Origin of the sequence: Lentzea nigeriaca, from assembly GCF_016907955.1 — a bacterium.
GTDB classification, from domain to species: Bacteria; Actinomycetota; Actinomycetes; order Mycobacteriales; family Pseudonocardiaceae; genus Lentzea; species Lentzea nigeriaca.
Genome location: NZ_JAFBCX010000003.1, coordinates 118,964 through 140,017 on the forward strand (window position 1 = coordinate 118,964; position 21,054 = coordinate 140,017).

14 protein-coding genes are annotated in these 21,054 nt (G+C 70.1%); 1 reads left to right on the forward strand and 13 read right to left on the reverse strand.

The window, feature by feature from the left end:
* Positions 1-48 precede the first annotated feature (48 nt).
* The gene (locus JOD27_RS11540) at positions 49-1,224 is read left to right on the forward strand and encodes an ROK family transcriptional regulator (protein ID WP_204762175.1); all 1,176 of its coding nucleotides are present in this window, start codon (positions 49-51) and stop codon (positions 1,222-1,224) included.
* On the opposite strand, the gene JOD27_RS11545 is transcribed toward JOD27_RS11540, so the two are convergent.
* The 13 genes from JOD27_RS11545 to JOD27_RS11605 all read right to left on the reverse strand — a co-directional run bounded on the left by JOD27_RS11545 (position 1,221) and on the right by JOD27_RS11605 (position 21,044).
* Entirely contained in the window at positions 1,221-2,198 is a 978-nt protein-coding gene (locus JOD27_RS11545) for a polyprenyl synthetase family protein (RefSeq protein ID WP_204762176.1), read from the reverse strand. The two genes, JOD27_RS11540 and JOD27_RS11545, sit on opposite strands and share 4 nt — an antisense overlap.
* Complete coding sequence (locus JOD27_RS11550; RefSeq protein WP_204762177.1) at positions 2,191-2,868, reverse strand: hypothetical protein; 678 nt, start codon at positions 2,866-2,868, stop codon at positions 2,191-2,193. The genes JOD27_RS11545 and JOD27_RS11550 overlap by 8 nt, the downstream gene beginning before the upstream one ends.
* A 57-nt stretch (positions 2,869-2,925) precedes the next feature.
* On the reverse strand, positions 2,926-6,420 hold the full coding sequence (locus JOD27_RS11555) for a ThuA domain-containing protein (protein ID WP_204762178.1): 3,495 nt from the start codon (positions 6,418-6,420) through the stop codon (positions 2,926-2,928).
* Positions 6,421-6,452: 32 nt separating this feature from the next.
* Positions 6,453-7,304: a sugar phosphate isomerase/epimerase family protein gene (locus tag JOD27_RS11560; protein ID WP_204762179.1), complete on the reverse strand. Its 852-nt coding sequence runs from the start codon at positions 7,302-7,304 to the stop codon at positions 6,453-6,455.
* Between the two features lie 92 nt (positions 7,305-7,396).
* The gene (locus JOD27_RS11565; protein WP_204762180.1) at positions 7,397-8,611 is read right to left on the reverse strand and encodes an ROK family transcriptional regulator; all 1,215 of its coding nucleotides are present in this window, start codon (positions 8,609-8,611) and stop codon (positions 7,397-7,399) included.
* Positions 8,612-8,653: 42 nt separating this feature from the next.
* Positions 8,654-9,352 (reverse strand): glycoside hydrolase N-terminal domain-containing protein, encoded by a 699-nt coding sequence (locus JOD27_RS11570; RefSeq protein WP_204762181.1) that lies wholly within the window; start codon positions 9,350-9,352, stop codon positions 8,654-8,656.
* A 79-nt stretch (positions 9,353-9,431) separates the two neighbouring features.
* Complete coding sequence (locus JOD27_RS11575) at positions 9,432-10,925, reverse strand: arabinofuranosidase catalytic domain-containing protein (protein ID WP_204762182.1); 1,494 nt, start codon at positions 10,923-10,925, stop codon at positions 9,432-9,434.
* Positions 10,926-10,956: 31 nt separating this feature from the next.
* Positions 10,957-12,660, reverse strand: coding sequence for a ThuA domain-containing protein (locus JOD27_RS46555; RefSeq protein ID WP_307830085.1), 1,704 nt, complete (start codon positions 12,658-12,660; stop codon positions 10,957-10,959).
* A 37-nt stretch (positions 12,661-12,697) separates the two neighbouring features.
* Complete coding sequence (locus JOD27_RS11585; protein ID WP_204762183.1) at positions 12,698-15,532, reverse strand: PQQ-dependent sugar dehydrogenase; 2,835 nt, start codon at positions 15,530-15,532, stop codon at positions 12,698-12,700.
* Between the two features lie 310 nt (positions 15,533-15,842).
* The gene (locus JOD27_RS11590; protein ID WP_307830086.1) at positions 15,843-17,669 is read right to left on the reverse strand and encodes an RICIN domain-containing protein; all 1,827 of its coding nucleotides are present in this window, start codon (positions 17,667-17,669) and stop codon (positions 15,843-15,845) included.
* A gap of 51 nt (positions 17,670-17,720) precedes the next feature.
* Positions 17,721-18,866, reverse strand: coding sequence for an inositol-3-phosphate synthase (locus JOD27_RS11595; RefSeq protein ID WP_307830087.1), 1,146 nt, complete (start codon positions 18,864-18,866; stop codon positions 17,721-17,723).
* Between the two features lie 15 nt (positions 18,867-18,881).
* Complete coding sequence (locus JOD27_RS11600; protein WP_204762184.1) at positions 18,882-19,889, reverse strand: sugar phosphate isomerase/epimerase family protein; 1,008 nt, start codon at positions 19,887-19,889, stop codon at positions 18,882-18,884.
* Positions 19,890-19,904: 15 nt separating this feature from the next.
* Positions 19,905-21,044: a Gfo/Idh/MocA family protein gene (locus JOD27_RS11605; RefSeq protein ID WP_204762726.1), complete on the reverse strand. Its 1,140-nt coding sequence runs from the start codon at positions 21,042-21,044 to the stop codon at positions 19,905-19,907.
* Positions 21,045-21,054: the final 10 nt, after the last annotated feature.

Here is a 21,054-nt window from a genome sequence, read left to right on the forward strand (position 1 = left end):
TACGGATGAACATCACCATTAGTCGGCTTTCCCTGGTTCACTCGACCCGTGCCGGACGTACCTTGGGCTCCTGCGGCTTCTCCCGGGCAGCTGCTGCGGCTGCTGCTCGACGGGGTGCCGCGCACGCGTGCCGAACTGGCGAGCCAGACAGGCCTGACCCGCGCCGCGGTCCGAAGCAGGCTCGACGCGCTGCAACACGCGGGGTTCCTCACCGACCGCGGCATCAGGGTGTCGACCGGCGGCAGACCCGCCGGGCGGCTGGCGTTCAACGCGGCCGCCCGCTCCGTCCTGGCCGCCGACGTCGGCGCGACGCACGCGACCGTCGCCGTGACCGACCTCGCCGGCGGCCCGCTGGCCCTGCGCCGGCTCGACCTGAACATCGCCGACGGGCCGGAGCCGGTGCTGGCGCGCCTGGCCCAGACCTGGCGGGAACTCGTCAAGGACGCCGGGGTGTCGTCGGTGTCGCTGGCCGGCGTCGGCATCGGCCTGCCCGGCCCGGTCGAACACTCGTCGGGCAAGCCGAACCACCCGCCGATCATGCCCGCCTGGGACGGCTTCGACGTGCCCGCGCACGTCCGCGCCGAGTTCGGCGTTCCGGTGCTGGTGGACAACGAGGTCAACCTGATGGCGCTGGGCGAGCACGCGCACTCGTTCCCCGGCACCGACCACATGATCGTCGTGAAGGTGGCGACCGGGATCGGCTCGGGTTTCATCAGCAACGGCGTCCTGCACCGCGGCGCGGTCGGCGCGGCGGGCGACCTCGGCCACATCCAGGCACCGGGCAGCGACGACGCACCGTGCGGCTGCGGCAACACCGGCTGCCTGGAGGCCGTCGCGAGCGGCTCCGCGATCGCTGCCCGGTTGCGCGCCAAGGGAGTCGAGGCCCACACGAGCGCCGACGTCGTCGCCCTGGTCCGCGCGGGCAACGTCGAGGCCGGTCAGGCAATCCGGCAGGCCGGCCGCACCATCGGCGAAGTGCTCGCCGCCTGCGTCAGCATGGTCAACCCGTCGCTGATCGTCGTCGGCGGCGACCTCGCAGCGGCGGGCGAGATGCTGCTGGCGGGGGTGCGGGAGGCGGTCTACCGCCGTTCGCTGCCGCTGGCCACGGAGAACCTGCGCATCGTGCCGTCGCGGGCAGGCGAGGTGGCGGGCGTGCTCGGGGCGGCGGCCATGGTGGTCCACCACGTCCTGTCACCCAGCATCGTGGACCAGCAGCTCGGCTAGCGGTCCCTACTCGTGACCAGCCGGGCCAGTCCGCGCAGATCCAGGGCGGCGGCCGGGCGCGGGTCCGCCCGGTGCAGGCAGTCGAACGCCAGCCGCACGCGGCGGTCCGCCTCGGCTTCCGCCCACGCCCGGCCGCCCGCTTCCGCGACGAGCTCGGCGATCTCGTCGGCACCGCCGCCCTCGAGGTAGACGCGTGCGAGCCGGCGCCCCGCCGGTGTGTCCGAGGCGAGTGCCGCCACGACCGGCAGGGTTCTCCGTCGAGCCCTGAGATCGGAGTGGGCCGGTTTGCCGGTTCTCTTCGGGTCGCCCCAGATGCCGAGAACGTCGTCGACCAGCTGGAAAGCGACGCCGAGGTGCACCCCGAACGACCGGCAGCGGTCGGCGGCGGCGGGGGTGGCTCCGGCCGCGAGAGCACCGAGGCGGCAGGCCGCCCCCAGCAGGGCACCGGTCTTCCGCGCCGCCGTGGCGAGGCACTGCTCGACGTCCACCGCCGTCTCGGCCGCCACGTCGGCCGACTGCCCTTCACACAGGTCGACCAGCACGTCCGCGAGCACTCCGGTCAACGAGCGTGGAACCCGTCGCATCGCGAGTCCTATCAACGCATCTCCCGCGAGGATCGCCGCCGTGGTCCCGAACACCGCCCAGGCCGACGGGCGGTGCCGCCGCGTTTCGTCGCCGTCCATGACGTCGTCGTGCAGGAGCGTGAAGTCGTGGATCAGCTCCACCGCCGTCGCGGCCGCGATCACGTCCGGCGACTGTGGCCCGTCGGCGAACGCGCGGGCGCAGGCCAGGGTGAGTGCGGGCCGCAGCGCCTTGCCGCCCGGCGGTGACGGTCTGCCTTCCGCGTCCCACCAGCCGATGTGATAGCCCGCGACGCGACGCAGCGCCGGGCCGAGCTCGTCGATCGTGGCGCGGTGCACTGGCTCGATCAGCGTGCGCGCGCCGACCAGGAGGCCGGCGACGTGATCAGCCATTGCCGTCGGGTGCGATCACGCCGGGGGCGCCACCGGTGGAGAGTTGGACGTGCACGTGTCCCCTGCCCGCCTCGATGTTGATCACGTCGAGCTGGACCGCGGCCACCGACCACGTGCGCAGTGCCAGCGTGCGCTGCTCGCCCGCCAGCGCGACCAGCGTGCCCCTGACCGGTTCGGCCGCGGTGAGTGCCGTCTCGAGGCCCTTCACCGCCGCGGCGAGCTGTTGCACGGCCGTGCGCAGGCCGGAGCGTGCCACGTTGATCCCGTTGCCCGCGGAAGGCGACTGCTCGTACGACTTCTCCGCCGCGGCGACGACATCCCGCCACCCGGTCACCGCGTCGGACGTGAGCGGCGACTTCGGGGCCGACCCGTCGACGGGAGCCGCCTGCGCCATGGCCGCGAGCACCGGGGCCAGCCGGTCCCGGATGTCCTTGGCCTGGTCGGTCAGCGGTCCGAGCTGCGCGGCGTCGCGTGCGGCGTCCTCGCGTTCCAGCTCCGCGATCCGCCGCTGGGTCGCGTCCGGCCCGTTCCCCGACGTGATCAGAAAGGCGACCGCGAGCCCGAGCAGGAAAGCCGTGAGGAAACCGGCCCACACCCGGCCCTTCGCTTTGGGCGGCGGAGTGGTCCAGGCGGCGGCCTTGGTCGCGCGCGACCGGACGGTCCTGCTCATCGTTCCTCCTCGACGTGCCGGTCAGCGGCCCCGGAAGACCGCTGACCGGCTCCTCGGCTACCGGAAGGTCCACCTCTGGTTGGTCCCGCCGTGGCAGGTCCAGATGATGAGCTGGGTTCCGTCCGCCGTGCCGGCGCCGTTGGCGTCCAAGCACTTCGTGCCGTTGCGGATCGAGCCGTCGGACTGCGCGGTCCAGTTCTGCCCGGACGCGCCGTTGCACGACCACAACCGGACGATCGCGCCGTCGGTCTGGCTGTTGCCGGTGACGTCGAGGCACTTGTCGAGCGACCGCAGCGTGGTGCCGTTCTGCGTCCACTTCTGGTTGGCGCCGCCGTTGCAGGTCCACAGCTGCACCTTCGCGCCGTCGGTCGAGCTGCCGCCGTTGACGTCGACGCACTTGCCGCTCGCGCCGACGATCTCCTTCGCGGTGCCGCCGCCGGGCTGTCCCGCACCCGGTCCGACGTAGGTGATCGAGTCGAGGTCGAAACTGGTCGACGACGACGTCTTGAACACCGCGAACAGCTCGACGGTGCCGGCCGGCGCGGTCACGTTCACCGCGGGCGTGCTGGCGTAGGTGTCCGAGCCGCCGGTGCTGGTGACCGGTGACGACGCGATGAGCGTGCCGGTCGGCGAACCCGCGCGTAGTTCGATCGTGCCCCCGCCACCCGTCGGCGCGGACACCCGGAACGACACCTGGTTGATGCCGGTGAAGTTGACCGGCTTGAACGAGATCCAGTCGTTGTTGCTGATGTCACCGACCTTGGCGCCCGACTCGGCGCCCGCCTGCGACACGATCGTCACACCGGACGAGCCGTTGAAGTACTCGGCCTGCTTCTGCTTGGGCTGCAACACGACCTGGGCACTGCCGGTCAGCGGCGGCACGCCGTTCGCGCCCTTGTCGGTGTACTCGGCCGACCCGATGACGTGCACGTTGAGCCCCTGGTGCCCCGAGTCGATCGTGGTCTGGAGCGTTCCCGTGCAGCCCGTCATCGGCGAGCCGATCGGGTGCTTGTGCGAGTCGTGGCCCATGTTCGACTGGACGTTCACCTTGCCGCAGTCGATCGTGCCGTCCTCCAGGTCGGTCACGGACACCGTGTACGGGATCGGGTCACCGAAATTGATCATGCCGCCGTCGACGGGACCGGTGAACTTCACGACCGGCTCGGTGTTGCCCACGCTGATGGTCACGTTCGCGGTGCCGATCTTGCCCGCCGAGTTGGTGACGGTGAGCTGGGCGGTGAACTTCCCGCTGCCGGTGTAGGTGTGCGTGGGGTTCGGCTCCGTGGACGTGCCGCCGTCGCCGAACGTCCACTTGAAGGTCAGCGGGAGACCACCGGGGTCGCTGGAACCCGCACTGGAGAAGCGCACCGTCAGCGGTGAGGGACCGGTCAGCGGAGTGCCGGACGCCTGCGCCACGGGAAGTCGTTCACCGGTGGTCGTGTAGTCGATGCGCCACAACCCCGCGCCCGGCAACGGTTTGTTGTCGTCCCAGCCCGAGCCCCAGGTCAGCAGGTACATCGACCCGTCGGGACCGAACTTCGCGTCCATCGGCGAGGCGAACGACATGTTCGACAGGAAGTCGTTGATTTTCAACAGGTTCCCGGACGAGTCCAGCCGGAACTCCCACATGCGGTTGCGGGACCACTCACCGAAGAACGGCGTCTGGTCGAAGTAGGAGGGGAACTTCGTCTTCGACGGGTTGCTCGCGTTGTACTGGTAGGCGGGGAACGCCATCGGCGCCTCACCGCCGCTGCTCGGCCCCATCTCCGGGAACGCGTTGCCGTTCGCACCGTTGCCGTACCAGACATCCGCCGCGCGGGACGCGGGCAGTGTCGTCAGACCGGTGTTGTTGGGCGAGTTGTTCACCGGCGAGGCGCAGTTGAACTTCGGGCCGGACGTGCCGTTCGCGAAGTTCCAGTCGTTGTAGGCGATGTTGTTCGCCACGCAGTACGGCCAGCCGTAGTTGCCCGGTGACTTGATCACGTTCCACTCGACCAGACCAGCCGGGCCGCGGTTCGGGTTGTCGCCGCCCGCGTCCGGACCGTAGTCGGCCGCGTAGATCACGCCGGTGGTCGGGTGCACGCTGATGCGGAACGGGTTGCGGAAGCCCATCGCGTAGATCTCGGGCCGCGTCTTGGCCGTGCCGGGCGGGAACATGTTGCCGGAAGGCACGGTGTAGGTGCCGTCGGGCTCGGGGTGGATGCGCAGGATCTTGCCGCGCAGGTCGTTGGTGTTGGCCGCGGTGCCCTGCGCGTCGTACAGCGAGCGACCGGGACGTTCGTCGATCGGCGCGTAGCCACCCGAGTCGCCGTTGGGGTTGGTGTCGTCACCGACGCTGATGTAGAGGTTGCCGTTCGGGCCGAAGTTCAGCTGGCCGCCGGTGTGCCCCGGTTCCTCCTTCCGCGACGCGGGCAGGGTCAGCAGGACCTTCTCGCTCGCCATGTCCATCCGGTCGCCGTTCATGGTGAAGCGCGAGATCCTGGCGATCTCCTGGCTTCCCGCCGGGGAGTAGTTCAGGTAGACCCACCCGTTGGTGGCGAACGCCGGGTCGAGCGCCATGCCGACCAGGCCGTCCTCCGAGTTCTGCCCCTGGCCGTAGACGCTGAGCGTGCCCGCGACGACCGTCGTCCTGGTGTCCGGCTTGTAGATCTTCAGGTTGCCGCCGTACTCGTTGAAGAACACCCGGCCGTCGGGAGCGACGTCGAGCGTGCTCGGCGCGACGGTGGAGTTGTCGAGCTGCACCTTCTGGAAGCTGCCCCACACCGTGGGACCGCAGTCCGCGCCCACGATGCCGCCCGCGGTCTCCACGCCACCGGTGATGTGCTGGCGGAACAGGGGTTCCGAGTAGCTGGACGCGTTGTGCCCCATGCCGGTCGCCCACACCCGGCCGCCCTCGAAGTTGCGGCACCACGAGATCGGGTGGTCGTAGCCCATCTTGGACGGGCCCGCGTCGTAGGTCGACTCGTCCGCGGTGACCAGCACGTGCACGTCGCCGCGTGCGGAGCGGTTGAAGTTGTACCACTCCTCGGTGCGCGTCCACCGGTCCGGCAGGCTCGCGCCGGACGGGTGCTTGTGGTCGGCGACCTTGGCGGTGCCGGACACGATCGACGAGTGCTGGGTCATGGTCATGCCGAGCATCTGGTCCCACCACGGGAACTGCTGCTCGATGTTCATGTCCGTGGCGTTGTGGATCGCCACGACGCCGCCGCCCTTGCGCACGTAGTTCTGCATCGCGGTGCGCTGCGCGGCGGTGTCCCACACCATGCCGGACGTCTGCAGCATCACGATCACGTTGAACGTGGCGAGCGTGGTGTCGTTGAAGACCGACGCGTCCTCGGTCTTGGTCATCTCCCAGCCGCGTTCGGCGGCCAGCTGCTCCATCATCGTGATGCCCGCGGGGATGGAGTCGTGCCGGTAGGCGCCGGAAGCGGTCTTGGTGAACAGCAGGACGTGCAGGCCATGAGCCTGTGCCGGGGTGGTCGGCAGGACGAGCCCCATCACCACCAGAGCACCGGCCAACACCGACAGTAATCGCGTGAGTCTGCGTTGCATTGCCACTCCTCCGGGGGTGGTGACGCGGTCGGTTAACGGGTGAGAGCGGCGGCGGCAGCGTGCAGGAAGGCCAGGCCTTCGACGGCGAGGGCATCCGGCGAGTCGGCGAGCGGCCGCCAGATCGACGCGGCGGTCGCGATGGCGGCGTTGTCCGGGGTGAACGACTCGATGCACAACGGACCGCGGTAGCCGGCGTCACCCAGGGCACCCAGCAACGCGGGCCAGTCCTGGTGATCGCGACCCGGCGTACCGCGGTCGTTGGCGCACACCTGAACGTGTGCGATGCGCGCGCCGGCGGCGAGAATCGCCTTCACCGGCGCCGCTTCCTCGATGTTGAGGTGGTAGGTGTCGAGCGCCAGCCCGCACCCCTCGGCAGGCAGCCCGTCGAGCGCCTCGAGCGCCTGGTCCACGGTGTTCAGCAGGCTCGTCTCGTACCGGTTCAGCGGCTCCACGGCGATGCGGACACCGCGCTGCGCGGCGTACTCGACGACGGGGTGGAGGTTCGCGCGCAGTTCGCCGTACACCCGCGGCCGGTCGTCGACGCGCCAGGTGCGGCCGACCGAGCTGTACGCGGGACCCGCGGCGACCGGGCTGCCGACGATCGCCGCGACGTCAACGACGTGTCGCAGGTAGTCCTGGGTCTCCGCGATGCCGTCCGCCGCGACGAGCTCCCGGCCGGGAGGCATGACGAGACAGACGGTGGCCTTGAGGTTCAGCTCGGCCAGGAGGTCGGCGGCGCGGTGCGGGTCCCAGTCACCCGGCTGCTCCACCGGCAGTTCGATGACGTCGAAGCCCCACTCGCGGACCTTCGGCGCGAGCGCGGCCAACCCGTCGTCGGTGAGCGGCGACGTCCAAACCCATGTGTTGACGCCAATGTCCCACATACAGGTGAACGTAAGCCCGGCCATATGGCGCGGTCAATGCAGAAGTCTGGCCATTCCGGACGAACTTCTGACTACTTTCTGCCAAAAGTAGGTCAGGCCTCTCCGGCGGAGATCGACGACAGGACGGCACCCAGCCGCACGTCCAGCACCTCCGGCGACAGCACGTGCTGCACGACCATCGCCGCGGCGCCCAGCACACCGGCCGTCGCACCCGCGGTCGACGCGACGATCCGCAGGTTCTCCGTGGCCAGCGGCAGAGAACGCCGGTAGATCGACTCGCGCACCCCCGCCAGCAGCATCTCCCCCGCCTCCGCCACCAGCCCGCCGATGACCACGAGCGACGGGTTGAACATGCTCACGCACCCCGCGAGCACCTCGCCGATGTCCCTCCCCGCCTGCCGCACGACCCGGCCGACCTCGAGGTTGCCGGACCGGACCAGGTGCACCACGTCGGCCGTCGAGTCGGCGGCGATCCCCAGGTCCCTCAGCTTCGCCGCCAGCGCCGGGCCACCGGCGATCGCCTCCAGGCAGCCGGTGTTGCCGCAGCGGCACAGCGCGTCCCCGCCGTCGGGAACCCTGATGTGCCCCAGGTCCCCCGCCGCGCCCGCCGCGCCGCGGTGCAGCACGCCGTTGCTGATCAGACCGGCGCCGATGCCGGTCGCCGCCTTCACGACGATCATGTGCCGCACGTCCGGGTACGAGGCGGTGTGCTCGCCCAGGGCCATCAGGTTGACCTCGTTGTCGACGAGCACCGGCGCGCCGAACTCCGCCGTGATCGTCGCCGGCACGTCGAACCCGTCCCAGCCCGGCATGATCGGCGGGTTGTTCGGCCGGCCGGTGGAGTGCTCGACCGGCCCTGGGAGTCCGATGCCCACTCCGGCGATCGCCGGCTCGTTGTCCGGCGTGTCGACCTCGCCCAGCAGGTCGCGCCAGGTCGTGACCAGGAGCTGGAGGATCACCTCCGGTCCGTCGGCGATGTCGAGGCCGACCTGCTCGACGGCGATCAACCGGCACCCGAGATCGGCCACGGCGACAGTCGCGTGGGTGGCGCCCACCTCGGCGACCAGCACGAGGTGCGCGCCAGGGTTGAACACGAACCGGCCTGCCGGGCGCCCGCCGGTGGACTCACCGGTCCCGCCGCCGGTCACCAGACCGGCGGCCAGGAGCACGTCGAGCCTGGCCCGCACGGTGGAGCGGGCGAGGCCGGTCGCGGCCACGATCTCCGCTCGGGTGCGGGGCCTGCCGTCCATCAGCATGCGCAGCACGGCGGCCGGCGAACCGGACTCGATGCCCTGGGTGCTCTCCATCGGCCAATTGTCACACCGGCGACGAAAGAACCGGTCGCGCCATCACGCTTGCGTGTGATCGTCGCCCGAACTGGTGGCGGTGTGCCGCGCGAACAGGGTGGCGTAGTCGCTCTCGAGCCCGGCGAGTGCCGTGCGCAGCGCCGGGAAGATCCAGCCGGGTGAGGACGACTCGTACCGGTCGAGTTTGGTCAGCAGGAGCAGCCTCGCCGCCCCGATGACGATCAGCGTGGCACCGCTCGCGAGGATGGTGCCACCGAACGCCACCACCCTGGTGATGCCCTCGTAGCCGCGGCCTGGGGAGGAACCCCGCAGGGTGAGGTAGCCCGAGCCGTTGCTGACGGTGGCTCTGGCCGTGACGCGCGTGCCGTCGAGCGCGGTGCCGACGCTCAGCGTGGTGTCGATCGTCCGGCCGGGCGCCGGCAGCAGCTCGTGCGCGATCACCTGGTCGGCTCTGGACGCGAAGGCGCGGCGTGCCCAGGTGCCGTGCCCGTCGGTCCAGGTCGAGGTGACCTCGCCGGTGCGGGAGTCGGTGATCCGGCCGTAGCCGCCGACCGCGGTCATGCCGGGACTGGAGATCCGGAACTCGTACGCGGGGTGGCAGGACCGGCCGGCCTCGAAGAGCACCTTCTCCATCGCCGGCTCGCCGTACAGCACCGCACCGCATTCGCCGTTGGCGGTGCGGAAGCCGTCCGTCCAGCACGCGGCCGGGCTGGTGTGGATCGTCGGCTCGGGCATGCGCATCACACGACTCCTTTGTCAGTGATGAGGATGGTCGTGAGTGCTTTCGGCCTCGGCAGCCGAAAGCACTCACGACCGCGGATCAGGTCAAGCTCCACTGCTGGTTGGACTGGCCGTTGCACGTCCACAGCTGGACGAGCGCGCCGTTGGCCGTGGACGCGCCGGACACGTCCACGCACAGACCGGACTGCGCGCCGGTGATCGTGCCGTTGGCGTTGACGTTCCACTGCTGGTTGGCCTGGCCGTTGCACGTCCAGATCGCCACTCTCGTGCCCGTCGTGGTCCCTTGGCCGTACGCGTCGAGACACCGCTGGGCGGTGCCGTCGAACACGGTGAGCTGACCTGACGCCGACCGGGCCCACTTCTGGCCCGCGGTGCCCTGGCAGTCCCAGATCCGGGTCTGCGTGCCCGCGGTGCCGTTCGGCGCCTCCAGGCACTTGCCCGCGCCCACCGCACGCACCGCGCCGCCGGGCACGGGCGGATTGCCACCGCCACCGCCGTACCCGGCAGCGATGATGTTGGCCTGCACCGCGTTCTCGGTCGCGTCGGACGGGTAACCCGCCACCATCGCACCCTCGTAGAAGGTGCCCGCGCTGAGGTTGGCGCCGCCGTCGGGCTTGCAGCAGTCACCACCGCTGCCCAGGATGATGGCGCCCTGCTTCTTCATGGGGCTGTAGCCGTTCGGCAGCGAGCCGTCGTACAACGTGGTCAGGTCGCCCGCCTGGGCGTTGCCGCCCTTGAGCGCGAACCGCGAGGTCCCGTTGTTCTTCAGGATCGCCGTGACGAACTTGTCCGTGAAGGCCCGCTGCCTCGGGTTCCACTGCTGGCTCCCGCCGGGGTACAGACCCCATTCGAGATCCGCCTGAACCCACGGACCGCGGCCGGAACACCCGCCGAACCAGCACTGCGTGCTGAAGTTGATCGCGTCCATCGCACCGGCCGCGTCGGCCTTGCGGGTTGTTTCACTGTTGCCGTAGTCGAAGCAGCAGCCGCCGTTGACGTGCGTACCGCTGGTCACCATGTACATGCCCTCCGGCGCACTGCCGGTGGGCACGCCCGTCAGGTGACCGTCACGCCAGTAGCTGTTGCCGGGGTTGATGTAGAGCGAGTACGCCTTGCTCTTGTCGGCGCCCATCACCAGCGACTCGGAGGTCGCGATCGCTGGCTTGCTCTGCGGCGAGCCGGGGACCACGCTCGAACCCTGGTACCAGAGGTCGTTCCCCTTGCCCGACTGGTCGTAGACCACCGTGATGACACACGAGGTGTTGGCGCAGAACGTGTCCTGCGTCGCCGCGTTGGCGTTGCCACCCGCGGCGAGCAGTCCGATGTCCTTGGTGGTGTTGTCCGACGAACGCCTGACTTGGTAGAGATTTCCGTTGTAGGAACCGTAAAGCGCACGCGTCGTGCTGTGCGCGGCGATGCAGGGCGTGCCGCCGCTGGCGTAGATGTCACACGGTCCCGTGGTCGCCGCCGCCGCAGGTGCCGGCGTGGACCACGTCAACGTGGCCGCCGCCAACACGGTCAACGCCGAGGCGGCCCCGACTCGCACCGCCGGTGAGACTGGCGAGAGCCTCATTCCGCACCTCCTGGGAAGGTTCGCCGCTGGCTCATGGCAGGGTCCAGCGCTGGTTCGTGCCGCCGTGACAGGTCCAGAGGATGAGCTGGGTGCCGTCGGCCGAACTACCGCCGTTGGCGTCCAGGCACTTGTTCGCCTGCTGGTTGACCAGTGAGCCGTTCGCCCCTGGGGTCCAGTTCTGCGAACCGCTGCCGTTGCACGTCACCAGCTGCACCTGCGCGCCGTTGGCGGTGCTGCCGCCGGCGACGCCCATGCACTTGTTGAGGGCGCGCAACGTGTTCCCGCTGACCGTCCACTGTTGACTCGCGTTGGTGTTGCAGGTCCACAGCTGGATCTTCGTGCCGTCCGCACTGCTGCCGCCGGCGACGTCGACGCACTTGCCGGAGCCGCCGGTGATCCGCCCGGTGCGCGGAACCGTCCCTCCGAGCTCCTTGATCCGGACGTTGCGGAACGACACGTCGTCACCGGACCCGTGGTTCTGCAGGGCGATGTGGCCCGAGGTGAGCGACCTCGCCGGGTCGGTGTTGGTGAAGTCGTTGATCTTCACGCCGTTCAGGAAGACCTGGAGGCGTTCGCCCTCGACGAGCAGCTCGTAGGTGTTCCACTCGCCGGGCGGGTTCAGCGCGGCGTCCCTGGCGGCGATGTCGGGGGCCTTGACCCCGTAGATCGCCCCCGTGGTCTTGTCCTCGGTGTCCGTCGCGTCGATCTGGACCTCGTACCCGTTGGCCAGAGCCGAGTCCGGGGTGCTGCCCGCCGGGAATCCCAGCACCACACCGGAGTTGTCGTCCCCCGGCATCCGCCAGTCGAGCTTGAGGGAGTAGGACCGGAACTCCTTGGCGCTGTACCACAGCATGCCCAGGCCGTCGAACGACGTGAGCGTGGCGTCGCTGTTGGTGAACCCGCCGGGGCCCGCCTGCGTCCACCCGGTCGTCGACCCGTTGTAGAGGGTGGTGTAGACGGTTTCCGGGCGGCAGTCGGCCTTCGTCCTGTTCGCCGCGTACCGGATGCCGCCGAGAACCATGGTGCGGAAGGCCGATTCGGTGTAGCTCTCCTTCGTGTGGCCCAGGCCGGTGTAGAAGGAGCGTCCGCTCGCCATGGGCTTGCACCACGTGATCGGGTGGTCGGCCCCCATCGTCCCGCCGGAGTACGTCGACTCGTCCAAAGTGGACAGCACACGGGCGGTGGCACGCGGGTTGGCGCGGTAGTTGTACAACTCGTCGGTGCGCACCCAGGCCGGCGAGAGGTGCGCGGTCGCCGCGTGCGCACGGTTCTCCGTCCGGACCGTCGCCTGCTGGATGGCCGGGTGCGACGCGAAGTACGCCCCCACCAGCTCGCCGTAGAAGGGCCAGTCGTACTCGGTGTCGGCCGCCGAGTGGATCCCCACGTAACCGCCGCCGCCGCGGACGTAGGACTCGAAGGCGCTCTGCTGGGTGGCGTTCAGCACGTCCCCCGTGGTGCTGAGGAACACCACGGCCTCGTACTGCGCGAGGTTCGCGGTCGTGAACTGCGCCGCGTCCTCGGTGGCGGTCACCGTGAAGTTGTTGGCGGCGCCCAGCTCGCGGATCATCTGGATGCCGTTGGGGATCGAGTCGTGCCGGAAGCCCGCGGTCTTGGAGAACACCAGCACGTCGTAAGGCGCGTCCGCGGCCGCCGCCGGTGGTGCGGAAGCGCCCCCGCCCACGACGAGCGCCGCGGCGGCGACGCCGAGCGCCCGTCGCCAAGCCTGGTAGGTCATCTGATCCTCCTTGGTGTGGAAGCACGCGGCGGAGTCGTCATGGCAGGGTCCAGCGCTGGTTGGTGCCGCCGTGGCAGGTCCAGATGATCAGCACCGTGCCGTTGGCGGTCCCGGCGCCGTTGGCGTCGAGGCACTTGCCGGACTTCGTGTTGACCACGGAACCGTTGGCGCCCGCGGACCAGTTCTGGCTCGTGGCCCCGTTGCAGGTCCCCAGCTGCACGGCGCCGCCGTCGGCGGTGCCGCCGTTCGCGACGTCCATGCACTTGCCCAGTGCCCGCAGCGTGGTCCCGTCGACCGTCCACTGCTGGTTCGTGCCGCTGTTGCAGGTGTACAGCTGGATCCGGGTGCCGTCGGCGCTGTTGCCACCGGTGACGTCCGCGCACTTGCCGGACGCCGCCCCGGTGATGGGGCCGGTGCGTCCGCCGCCGGTGGACGTGTCGAACGTGAAGGCGTCGACGTCGAACAGGTAACCGGTGCCGCTGCCCGCGAACGTCAGGTACAGCCTGCCGGTGGTCGTCGGCACGTTCGTCAGCGCGGTGGAGACCTCCCGGAACGTGTCCCACCCGCCGGTCACCGGCACGGTCAGCGTGGCCACCGCCGGTCCGGTCTGGGAACCGGTGCGCACCGTGATCGTGCCGCCCGCTCCCGCGGAGGACACGCGCGCGGTGAACCGGTTCGCGCCGGTGAGGTTGTAGTTGTCGAAGGCGATCCAGTCGCCGTTGTGGATGTCGCCGACGGTGCGGCCGCCCTCGGCCGGCGTCTTGTCGAACAGGCCGGTGCCCGACTGCGTGGTGTAGTGCTCGGCCTGGCGGTGCCGGGGCTGGAGCACGTTCTGGGCGTGGGTGGTCGCGGGCGGCACGCCGTTCGCGCCCTTGTCGGTGTACTCGGCGTCGAAGACGGCGTAGATGTTCGCCGCCGTGTCGTGCTCACCGTCCACCGGGATCTCGATGGTGCCCGAACAGCCGTTGCGCGAGGTGATCTTGTGCGAGTGGCTGTCGTGGCCGAGGAGGTAGGACACCGTCACCTGCGAGCAGTCGATCGTCCCGTCCTCGGCGTCGGACACCGTGATCGTGTAGGGGATGCTGTCGCCGAAGCTGAACAGGCTGCCGTTGACCGGGGTGGTCAACGTGACCACGGGCGCGGTGTTGCCGACGGTGATGATCACGTTGGTGCTGCCGGTGAGCCCTGCCGGGTCCGCGACCGTGAGCGTGACGGTGTACTGGCCGTTGGCGGTGTAGGTGTGGCTCGGGTTCGCCGCCGTGGACGTGCTGCCGTCGCCGAAGTTCCACGAGTAGGTCAGCGCGCCGTTCTCCGGGTCGGACGACCCGGCAGAGGAGAAGTCCACGGTCAGCGGTGCGGCGCCGGACAGGCGGTTGGCGGACGCGCGTGCCGTCGGCGCGCGGTTGCCCGCTGCCCCGATGTACTCGATGCGGTAGAGCGCGGAGCTCGCGTCGCCGTTGCCCCAGCCCGTGCCGTAGTCGAGCACGTAGAGCGCGCCGTCCGGGCCGAAGGCCGCGTCCATGACCTGGGTGCCGCGCCACGGGAAGTCGCCGACCTGTCCGGGCGACCCGTCGGAGTTGACGTCGATCGTCTTGATCCAGCGCCGGCCGAACTCGGTCGCGAACACGTGCCCGTCCAGCGAGGCAGGGAACTTGACCGTCGACGGGTTCGCCGCGTCGTACCGGTACACCGGCGCGGCCATCGGGGACTCCGATCCGCAGCCGAACGCGGCGAAGGAGCAGTTGTCGTACTTGATCCATGCCGGGCGCGCGGCCGGCAGGTTCGTCAGGCCGGTGTTGTTCCGCGAGGTGTTGACCGGCGCGGCGCAGTCGAACCTGGCTCCGGAAGGCCCGGACGGGAACGTGTAGCGCACATAGGTCTCATTCGTGGTGTTCGAGCCCGTGCAGTACGGCCAGCCGTAGTTGCCCGCCGAGGTGATCCGGTTGAACTCCACCTGGCCTGCCGGGCCGCGGTTGGGGTCGGTCGAGCCGGCGTCCGGTCCGTAGTCACCGAGGTAGATCGCGCCGGTGGCCTTGTCCACGTTGAACCGGAACGGGTTGCGCAGGCCCATCGCGTAGATCTCCGGCCGCGTCTTGGCCGTGCCGGGCGGGAACAGGTTCCCGGCGGGGATCGAGTAGGACCCGTCGGCGTTCACCTTGATCCGCAGCACCTTGCCGCGCAGGTCGTTGGTGTTGGCCGCGCTGCGTTGCGCGTCGTAGACGGGGTTGCGGCCGGAGCGCTCGTCGATCGGGCTGTACCCGCTGGAGTCGAAGGGGTTGCTGTCGTCGCCGGTGGACAGGTAGAGGTTTCCGGCCGCGTCGAAGTCGATGTCACCGCCGACGTGGCAGCACATCCCCCGGCTGGTCTCCACCTCCAGCACGGTCACCTGACTCGCCATGTTGACCGTGAAGTCGGCGTTGAGGGTGAACCGGGACAGCCGGTTGACGCCCTTCCACGCGGAGAAGTCGGTGCCACTGGCCGGCGCGTCACCGCCCGGTGTCGACAGCGGCGGCGCGTAGTAGAGGTAGATGTAGCGGTTGGTGGCGAAGCCGGGGTCCGCCGCGACGCCCTGCAGCCCTTCCTCGTCGTGGGTGTAGACGGGGATGTTGGCGATCACGCTGGTCGCGCCGGCCGCCGTGGTGCGGCGCAGCGTGCCGTTGCGGGAGGTGTGCAGCACCGAGCGGTCGGGCAGCACGGTCATCGACATCGGCTCGCCCATCTCGGCGACGCCCTTGGCCAGTTCGACTTGCTGGAAGTCGGCGGGGTTGACGGTGTGCGCGGCGGCGGGCGGTGCGCTGGTCGCCGCGACCGCGACGGCTGTGGCCACGGTCAGGAGCGCGGCGGAGAACGCCGCGGTGAGTCGGTTTCTCATGGCTGGTCATACCTTTGGTCTCGGTGGCGCGCTGGTGCGGGGTTCGCGGTGGACGGCCGGGGCGTCCGGTCCGGCTGAGCGGACCCGTCGGAGGTGGACCCGGTGCGGGCGTCGCGGTGCCGGCCGAGACGGGCGAGAAGACCGCGGAACGCGCGAAAACCCGGCGGCGGCGCCGGGGAGTGGAGGTACGAGGCCATGATCGTCCTTCTTCGTTGAAGGTGTCTGCCGATCCGCCCCTGGGAGCGCTCCCAGAAAGGGGCGGAAGTTCGGCCCGCCTCCCCGTTGCCGGGGAGCGCGGGCCGAGGTGGTGCTAGGTGGTCTGGCGTCCGGGCAGGCGCCAGGTCTGGTTGAGCGGGCTGCCCTGGTTCACGGGGTTGCAGGTCCGCTGTTCGAGCAGGGCACCCGACGCGGTGGAGGCGCCCACGACCCCGACGCACTTGCCGCTGTGCCGGGCGACGAGCTGGAAGTCGGTGGGAGCGCTGCCGGTGTAGGTGACCTTCCGCAGGGTGAACTGCTGGTTGGTGCCGCCGTTGCAGGTCCACTGGATGACCGCGGCACCGTCCGCTGTGGACACTCCGTTGACGTCCAGGCACTTGCCCGACTGCTGGTTGGTGACCGTGAAGGTGTCGGCCATCCCGGTCACGGGGCTGAAGTTCCACCGCTGCTCGTCGGCGGTGCCGCAGGTGATCTGCTGCTGCCGGGTGCCGTCGGCGGTGCTGCGGCCAGGGTTGGTCAGGCAGGCTTGCGAGTGCTGGGCGACCGCGGTGGACTGGAAGGCTCCACCGCCACCACCACCGGACGGCGGCAGGACCGTGATGGTGAAGGACTCGTCGACGTTGGAATGCGGCAGGTTCACCGTGGTGCCGTTGTTGTTCAGCGTCACGACCGTGTCGATGGCGGTCACCGGGCCGGAGACCGCTCCGCCGTTGTTGTACGGGATGCGTTCGGCGAGGACCCGCACCTGGTTGTTCTTCACGATGCCCTCGGTGGTGTCCAGGCGCCGGAGGTTGACCGCGATGTTGCCCGTCGTGCGGCCGCCGCCGACCAGGATCTTGGCTTCACCCGGCGCCTTCGTCGCGAACCCGTCGTAGTTCTGGCTGGGCGTGACCGTGGTGATCTGGCCGGTCTGCGAGCCGTAGAAGCGGTAGACCCACCACTCCCCCTTCGGCTGGTGCTGCCCCGCGGAGTTGTGGACGAGCAGGTTGCCGAGGTCGTTGTGCAGGTTGCCACCGCTGGCCCAGTTCGCCCGCAGGCCGTCCGCGCCCGCCCGTTCCAGCCGCGAGATGTACCACGAGCCGTCGCCGGGGTTCTGCTCGTTCGACGCGCCGTACTCGTTGATCTGGTACGGCCGCGGGTGCGGGATGCCGCGTGAGTCGAGGGTCTGGTTCGCCACCTGCACGTTCGACACGGGATCGCCGGGCAGCGAGTGCCAGCTGATGATGTCGGGCACGGTGTTGCTGGAGCGCACGAAGTCCAGGTACTGCGTCCACCAGCCGCCGGTGGACGGGGTGCACGCGCAACTCGGACCCACGATCAGGTGTGTGGGGAACTCCGCCCGGATGCGCTGGTACGTACGGCGCCACAGCTCGAAGTACTGGGACTGCGGGCGGTTCCAGAAGATCGTGATGTTGGGCTCGTTCCAGATGTCCCACTGGACGGGGACGCCGGTGGCCCGCACGTCGGCGATCAGGCGGGTGAGGAAGTTGTCGTAGTCGGTCCAGTTGCCGTTGTCACCGGGGAAACGGGAGATCGCGAACCCGTCGGCACCCCACAGGTCGTGCGGCAGCAACACGAACTCGCCGCCCAGCGCACGGGTCCGCAGCAGCTGCGCGCGCGTCGCGTTCCACCGGCGGTCGTACTTGCCGGACACCCAGCCGCCGGGACTGTCGAGCTGGGCGCCGCCCGCGCGCATGTACCGGAACTTCACGTCGCGGTAGAAGTTGTCCGCGGGCCCGGACGCGTTCTCGGTCATGCCGTAGATCCAGCCCGACGCCCGGTAGGTCGGAGCGCCGCCGCCCGTGGAGAAGTCGACGGCGATGGACTCGTCCGCCGCCCGCGCCGGAACGACGAAGGCGAGGACGGACAGCAGGGCCGCGAGCAGCGGCAGGACCGCTCGCTTCTTCGTGGTGGTGTTCACGCCTGCTCCTTTGCAGGGAAAGGTTGCGCAGCGGAGTCCAACCTGGAGGTGTCAGCGGGTGTTCAAGGTGCGGGCCCACTCGTGCAGTTCGCGGGCCTGTTCCGCGAGCCGGTGCTCGTCGCTGCCCAACGGGTCCTTGAAGAAGAAGCCAAGAGCCCCTTGGACACCCGCTCGACCGGCGGCGTGGGCGGCGGCCGTCAGACGGGCGAGATCGAGCACCAGCGGAGCGGCCAGGGACGAGTCCAGGCCGCTCCAGATCAGTTGCAGTGACATCCGCGCGCCGAGAAACCCTTCGAACGACACGTGATCCCACGCGGTCTTGCGTTCGCCGAGATCGGGCACGTGGTCGATGTGCAGGGGCGCGGTGACGTCCTCACCGAGCAACGCCGCGAGCCCCCTGGCCTTGGACGCGAGCTTGCTGTCCGCGTGCGCCGGGTCCTGCAGCGTCGCCCCGTCACCGCCGCCGAGCAGGTTCGTGCCCGTCCACGACAGCACACGCAGAGCCCGTGACGTGAACATCGGTGCGACCGCCGCCCGGACCAGCGTCTCCCCCGTCTTGCCGTCCCGCCCCGCGTAGGGCAGTCCCTTCGACCGCGCCAGTTCGTCCAGCGCGGGCAGCGCGACGCCGGTGGACGGGGTGAAGTCCACGAACCCGCACCCCGCCTGGAAAGCGGCGTACGCGACGAGGGAACTCGGCGGCAGCACTGCGTTTCCCGGCACGGCGAGCGCTTCCTCCAGCGCCGCGAGCGAGTCGTGCTCGACCCGCGTGGGCGGCTCGGTCGACGCCACGTTCACCACCACGACGCGGGCCAGGTCGTGCCGGGCGCGGAAGTCGGCGATGTCATCCGCCAGCCGCCGGGCGGCGTCGGCCTGACTGCCGGCCGCCGCCGCGGGGTCGTAACCGAGCCGGATCTCCGCGTCCGCGGCGTCCAGCCCACTCGCGATGCACCCCGTCACGTCGTACGGCAGCACGCCGTCGCGCACCAGCGACTCGACCCGCTTCGCGAGCGGCGTGGTCACGATGTCATGCCCGCCGACCACGAACGCGTCCCACGGCGGCAGGTAGACGTCCAGCAGCTCGGTGACACAACCGACCGGCGGCACGAGACCCGCGCGCAACGCGAGCAGCCCGCTCACGGCGGTGGTCGCCACCGACCCCCTGGCACCGTTCAACCACAAGCCGATTCGTTCGGTCACCACCGTCTCCTCTCGTCAGCCGCCAGAGCTGAACGCGGCGTCGAACGAGGCCGACGGCGCGTCAAAAGCGTTGCGGCGCACGAACTCCAGCGCCTCGGGTGCGCCGACGAGCCGGTCCATCCCGGCGTCCTCCCACTCGACGCTGATCGGACCGGAGTACCCGATGGTGTTGAGCATCCGGAACGACTGCTCCCACGGCACGTCACCGCGTCCGGTGGACACGAAGTCCCAGCCGCGCCGAGGATCGGCCCACGGCAGGTGTGAGCCCATGCGGCCGTTGCGGCCGTTGCCGACCTGGCGCCGGGCGTCCTTGCAGTCGACGTGGTAGATCCGGTCGCGGAAGTCCCACAGGAACCCGACCGGGTCGAGGTCCTGCCAGACGAAGTGCGACGGATCCCAGTTGAGGCCGAACGCAGGCCGGTGGCCGATCGCCTCCAGGGTCCGGACGGTCGTCCAGTAGTCGTAGGCGATCTCGGACGGGTGGACCTCGTGCGCGAACCGGACACCCACCTCGTCGAACACGTCCAGGATCGGGTTCCAGCGGTCGGCGAAGTCCTGGTAGCCGGCGTCGATCATGGACGTGGGCACCGGCGGGAACATGGCGACGGTCTTCCAGATCGAGGAACCGGTGAACCCGACGACCGTGCTCGCACCGAGCCTGGCCGCGGCCCGTGCGGTCGCCTTCATCTCCTCGGCCGCCCGCTGCCGCACGCCTTCCGGGTCACCGTCGCCCCAGTTCCTGGCGGACAGGATGCCCTGGTGCCGTTCGTCGATCGGGTCGTCGCAGACCGCCTGACCGGTGAGGTGGTTGGAGATCGTCCACACCTTCAGGTCGTGCTTGGCGAGGATCGCGAGCCGGTCCGCGACGTAGTCGTCGTCCTCCGCTGCCTGCCACGGGTCGAGGTGGTCGCCCCAGCAGGCGATCTCCAGGCCGTCGTAGCCCCACCCCGCGGCCAGCCGGGCGACCTCCTCGAACGGCAGGTCGGCCCACTGGCCGGTGAACAACGTGATCGGGCGTGCCATCTCGGTGTCTCCTCCTCAAACCTGGTGCCAGCTGCGGGACAGCGCGCTCGCCTCGACGGCGGCCAGGACGCGCTGCACCTGCAGCCCGTCCGCGAACGACGGAGTGGGGTCGGTTCCTTCAGCCACGGCGCGGACGAAGTCGACGGCCTGATGCGTGAACGCGTGCTCGTAGCCCAGGACATGCCCGGCGGGCCACCAGGCGGCCACGTACGGGTGGTTCGGTTCGGTGACCACGATCCGGCGGAAGCCCGCGACGGCGGAGTCCTCGGTACCGTCGAAGTAGTGCAGGACGTTCATGTCCTCGAAGTCGAACGCGAGACTGCCCGCGGAGCCGTTGACCTCGATGCGCAACGCGTTCTTGCGGCCGTTGGCGAACCGCGTTGCCTCGAACGAGCCGAGCGCCCCACCGGAGAAGCGGGCCAGGAACAGTGCGGCATCGTCCACAGTGACCGGTCCGGTCTCGTCGGACGAGGCGGTGCCGGACAGTCCGGAGTGTGACGACGCCAGCGGGCGTTCCGTGACGAACGTCTCCAACGTCCCGGACACCTCACTGATCGTGTCGCCGAGGATGAACTGGGTGGCGTCCACGATGTGCGCGCCGATGTCGCCCAACGCTCCGGAACCGGCCTTCTCCTTGTCCAGCCGCCAGGACAACGGCGCGGCGGGGTCCACGATCCAGTCCTGGAGGTACACGGCGCGCACGTGGTGGATCCGTCCCAGCCTGCCCTGGGCGACCAGGTCGCGGGCCAGGCTCAGCGCGGGCACCCGCCGGTAGCTGAACCCCACCATCGCCCGCACGCCCCGCTGGGCCGCGCGCTCGGCCGCCTCCGCCATGGCTTCCGCCTCCGCGACGCTGTTGGCCAGCGGCTTCTCGCAGAGCACGTGCTTGCCCGCGGCCAGCGCGGCGACGGCGATCTCGGCGTGCGTGTCACCCGGCGTGCAGATGTCCACCACCTGCACGTCGTCGCGGTCCAGCACGGACTTCCAGTCGCTCACCGCCTCCGCCCAGCCCAGGCGCTCCGCGGCGGCCTGGGCGCGGGCGGGGTCCCGGCCGCACAGCACGGCCATCACCGGGCGCACCGGCAGGTCGAAGAAGCGGTGGGCGACCCGCCACGCCTGGGAGTGCGCGGCTCCCATGAACGCGTGGCCGACCATCGCGATGCCC

Bases quoted from the DNA above. Each gene is read 5' to 3' on its own strand.
- JOD27_RS11545 (WP_204762176.1), bottom strand. From the start codon at position 2,198: ATGGCTGATCACGTCGCCGGCCTCCTGGTCGGCGCGCGCACGCTGATC.
- JOD27_RS11550 (WP_204762177.1), bottom strand. From the start codon at position 2,868: ATGAGCAGGACCGTCCGGTCGCGCGCGACCAAGGCCGCCGCCTGGACC.
- JOD27_RS11555 (WP_204762178.1), bottom strand. From the start codon at position 6,420: ATGCAACGCAGACTCACGCGATTACTGTCGGTGTTGGCCGGTGCTCTG.
- JOD27_RS11560 (WP_204762179.1), bottom strand. From the start codon at position 7,304: ATGTGGGACATTGGCGTCAACACATGGGTTTGGACGTCGCCGCTCACC.
- JOD27_RS11565 (WP_204762180.1), bottom strand. From the start codon at position 8,611: ATGGAGAGCACCCAGGGCATCGAGTCCGGTTCGCCGGCCGCCGTGCTG.
- JOD27_RS11570 (WP_204762181.1), bottom strand. From the start codon at position 9,352: ATGCGCATGCCCGAGCCGACGATCCACACCAGCCCGGCCGCGTGCTGG.
- JOD27_RS11575 (WP_204762182.1), bottom strand. From the start codon at position 10,925: ATGAGGCTCTCGCCAGTCTCACCGGCGGTGCGAGTCGGGGCCGCCTCG.
- JOD27_RS46555 (WP_307830085.1), bottom strand. From the start codon at position 12,660: ATGACCTACCAGGCTTGGCGACGGGCGCTCGGCGTCGCCGCCGCGGCG.
- JOD27_RS11585 (WP_204762183.1), bottom strand. From the start codon at position 15,532: ATGAGAAACCGACTCACCGCGGCGTTCTCCGCCGCGCTCCTGACCGTG.
- JOD27_RS11600 (WP_204762184.1), bottom strand. From the start codon at position 19,889: ATGGCACGCCCGATCACGTTGTTCACCGGCCAGTGGGCCGACCTGCCG.
- JOD27_RS11605 (WP_204762726.1), bottom strand. From the start codon at position 21,044: ATGGTCGGCCACGCGTTCATGGGAGCCGCGCACTCCCAGGCGTGGCGG.